The following is a 270-nucleotide window of genomic DNA, read 5'->3' on the forward strand; positions in this document are numbered from 1 at the left end:
GTTAACCTGGGAATGAAGTACCGTTATGATGACTTAGGGGAACAAGACGTTGTGTTTGGTACCCAAGACGGTCAAGATACATCAGTGATCAATATGGTTGCTAATGAAGCTAATATGTCTAAAAAAGGCACCATTGATAAAGAAAATGGCACGATTAAGTGGACCTTACTTGTTGATCGGCGTGAAATTACCATGAAAAACTTATCGATTGCCGATACCATTGGTGATCATCAGCAAATGATCAAAGGTATTGAAGTCTACAATGGTGAA

Annotated in this window: 1 protein-coding gene; it reads left to right on the forward strand. The window is 38.9% G+C overall.

Annotated elements, in window-relative coordinates:
• Positions 1-270, forward strand: a 270-nt coding sequence (locus IEQ44_RS18615) for a collagen binding domain-containing protein (RefSeq protein WP_227487644.1), incomplete at both ends; no start/stop codon positions are given.

The organism is Nocardioides malaquae, from assembly GCF_015070385.1.
Classification (GTDB): domain Bacteria; phylum Actinomycetota; class Actinomycetes; order Propionibacteriales; family Nocardioidaceae; genus Nocardioides; species Nocardioides malaquae.